The sequence below is a fragment of the Pedobacter sp. genome (genome assembly GCF_045628745.1).
GTDB lineage: Bacteria > Bacteroidota > Bacteroidia > Sphingobacteriales > Sphingobacteriaceae > Pedobacter.
This window is the reverse complement of sequence record NZ_JAZQPU010000485.1, coordinates 1-3,621: the sequence shown is the minus strand read 5'-3', so window position 1 is coordinate 3,621 and position 3,621 is coordinate 1. Positions and strand designations below refer to the sequence as shown.

Annotated in this window: 2 protein-coding genes; both read left to right on the top strand. The window is 39.0% G+C overall.

The genetic code is table 11. The annotated features are described in order from the left end of the window. On the top strand, positions 1-2,056 hold a 2,056-nt coding region (locus tag ACR2F7_RS17805; RefSeq protein ID WP_432714884.1), incomplete at its 5' end, for a SusC/RagA family TonB-linked outer membrane protein. A gap of 12 nt (positions 2,057-2,068) precedes the next feature. Further along, positions 2,069-3,621: RagB/SusD family nutrient uptake outer membrane protein (locus tag ACR2F7_RS17800; protein WP_432714883.1), on the top strand; the 1,553-nt coding region annotated here is incomplete at its 3' end.

Sequence of the window (3,621 nt, the reverse complement as noted above, 5' to 3'; positions counted from 1 at the left end):
TGAGGATCGTCATAACGTAGGTGTACCCGGATTGGATGATTTTTTTAATCCATTATTAAGTATTGGAAGTATGTGGCCTACAGAGACTGCCTATGCTAATAATAATCCTTTATACATCAACCAAACACATAATGTCAATGTCAATCCTGCCACTTATAGTGATGATATCACTGGGTATATTGATAACGTTACCCGTGGTGCTGGTGCAAAATTCAGTGCTGAATATAAGTTTACCTTCGGTTTAACAGCAAAAGCATTGTATTCTTATGATTATAGCAATGAAAACTTTGAGGGTTTTGAATACACTTACCCTGCTTATATTTATGATGCGGCAACAGATACTTATAATGACAGAGCAGCAAACGGTGCCTTATATGGTAACCAAAATCCATGGAGAGAAACACATAAAAGAAATGTTGTTGCTCAATTTAAACAATTTCAATTAAATTATGCAAAGCAGATAAACGATCATTCTATTAGTGCCATAGTCGCATTTGAAAGAAAAGAAGCGACCAATGATTACCAGGCCCTGCATTCGGTTCCGCCTAACAATTATATTCCTACTCAGCTATTTGCAGATCTGGATTATATCGGTGATACACATTATGAGGAGGCTTTCGAAGGGTATGCCATGCGTTTAAATTACGATTACCAGAAGAAATACCTGCTTGAAGCCGTTGGAAGATATGACGGTTCCTTTCTTTACCGTTCAGGAAGCCGTTTTGGATTTTTTCCGGGTGTATCCCTAGGCTGGAGACTATCTGAAGAAGATTTCTTTAAAAAGGTATTTGCTGAAAAGGTCAATGAATTTAAATTAAGAGTTTCCTATGGAGAGACGGGAACTTCTGTGCAGAATTCAAATGGAGATTATATTACTCCTGGGCCTTTTGATTATATGGGCGGATATAACATTAATGCAGGAAGTGCAGTATTTGACGGTACTTTTTATAATGGAGTGGTTCCGAGAGGAGTACCAACAACAGTTATTTCCTGGTTGAAAAATCATACCTCAAACATTGGGATAGATTTTACTGTCTTCAAGCATTTTACAGGTCAGTTTGATTTATTTAGACGCAAACGTACTGGCTTGCCAGCCGCTCGGTATGATGTTGTGCTGCCTAACGAAGTGGGTTATTCATTGCCTAACGAAAACCTAAATTCAGATATCACCCAAGGCTTTGATGGTTTCCTGACTTACACAGGGAAAATTAGAAATGTTGACTTCTCTATTGGTGGAAATGCGACATTAGGAAGAACCAAGGACGATTATATGTATAAACCACGTTTTGGTAATTCCTCTGATGAATATCGCAACGATAGAACGGGCCGATGGCAGAATGTAAATTGGGGCCATCATATTGTGGGCCGTTTCGAATCTCAGCAACAGATCAATGACTATCAGGTAAATATTGATGGTCAGGGAAATAGAACGCTACTGCCAGGTGATTTAATCTATGAAGACTTAAATGGTGATGGTCTTATCAATGGAATGGATATCAAACCAATCGGTTATGCTGAAGGTGCATTACCTTATTTTAACTATGGCATTAATGGCCGTATTTCTTATAAAGGCTTTTCACTTGCTTTCGACTTTATGGGCGCAGGAATGCAGACCTTTTTTAGAGACTGGGAGTTGAAATTTCCTTTCCAAAACAATGGAAATTCTCCAGAATACATGCTGACCGATCGTTGGCACCAGGCAGATCCTTTCAATCCAAATAGTGCGTGGATTGCCGGTACTTATCCAGCTTTGAGAAAAGACAATGGTGGACTTTCTATTTTTACCAGTCCTTTAAGTGGCAATAACCGCAATGATTTCTGGACCACAAATATTCGTTATTTCAGGTTGAAAAATTTAGAACTAGGTTATTCCTTCCCTGCCGCAATGTTGAAAAAAGTGAGCATAAATACCTTAAGGGTTTATGTCAATGGATCTAATTTATTTTCCATAGATAATGTGAGTAAATACCAAATTGACCCAGAAATATCCGCTGGTAATGGGTTGATTTATCCACAACAAAAAATCTATACACTAGGATTCAATTTGACACTTTAAAAGATGATGAACATGAAAAATAGATATAAATATTTAACATTCGGTATGCTACTGTTGTTAAGCTTAAATGCCTGCAAGAAAGATTATCTAGAACTAGAACCTACCTTTATTATTCAGGATGAACAACTGTGGAAAGACAATAAATTGATTGTTGGTCTGCTGGCTAATTATTATGATCGTCTGCCTACCGATATGGGCTTAACTGACCAGGCAGGTTCTCAATGGAGAAATATGGCCAATTATGATGATGCCATGTGGTCGGGCTTTTCCAATGAAGAAGGGCGTAATAATATTTTTAATTATGACAGAGCCAACTGGAGGCTATATGATTATGGATTTGTCCGTGACTTGAACCTGGCCATTGAAAATGTAGATAAATTTGGTGCCGCCACTTTATCAGAGGCTCAAAGAACCCAGTTAAAAGCAGAGTTTAGATTTATCAGGGCCTATCTCTATTTTGAAATGGTGAAAAGGATGGGAGGGGTTCCCTTAATTACTACTCAATTGATTTATGATTTTGAAGGTGATCCTACTTATTTACAGCAACCACGTGCAAAAGAAGCTGAAGTATATGATTTTGTAGCTGCAGAACTTGATGCGATCAAGAATGATATTGGTAATGCTGGGAGTACAGGGCGTGCAAATAAATATACCTGTATGGCCTTAAAGAGCAGGGCGATGTTATATGCTGGTACTATCGCTAAGTATAATGCGTTATTGACACCATCTATTACGACCGCAGGGGGGGAGGTGGGTATTCCTGCCGCCAGAGCTAGTGAATATTTCCAAAAATCGCTGGATGCTTCAAAAGAAGTTATTGCCGGTCCTTATTCTCTTTATACCAGTAATCCTAACCTTGGAGAAAACTTCTATGAAGCGGTTGTTAAAAAAGCTAACAATCCTGAAGTGATATTTGTTAGGGATTTCTTAACGTCTAAAGCTAAGAAACATGGTTTTACCTATGATAACATTGCCCGTGGCATCAGGGAAGATAATTTAAGTTCTTCTAATATCACACCATCTTTAAATTTGGTGGAGAGCTATGATTATCTTGATGGAACGGAGGGAACGCTTAGAACCCGTAATGCGGCAAATACGGATTTTATCTATTATGACAAAACTACTGATATATTCGCCAATAAAGATGCCCGTTTGTACGGTACGGTTGTTTATCCGGGAGCCCCTTTTAAAGGTTTAACCGTAGATATGCAGGCTGGAGTAATGGTATGGAATGCAGGTACCAACGCTTATCAGACTGTTGAGGGTGCTGATTTAGGTACTAATTACACCGATAATAAACTTTTAGTGGCCGCCTCCGGACCACACCGATCTATCCAAGAAGTGAGTAATACAGGCTTTTATCTACGTAAGTATATCGACGCCAATGGTGGTGCTTCTACCCGAGGGATTCAAAGCGATGTATGGTGGGTATGGTTCCGTTTAGGAGAAATTGAATTAAATGCTGCTGAAGCTGCTTTTGAATTAGGACAGACTGCAGAGGCACTCCTCCACATCAATAAGATTAGAGCACGTGCGGGTTTCGGTCCAAACAGTTACAACGCTTC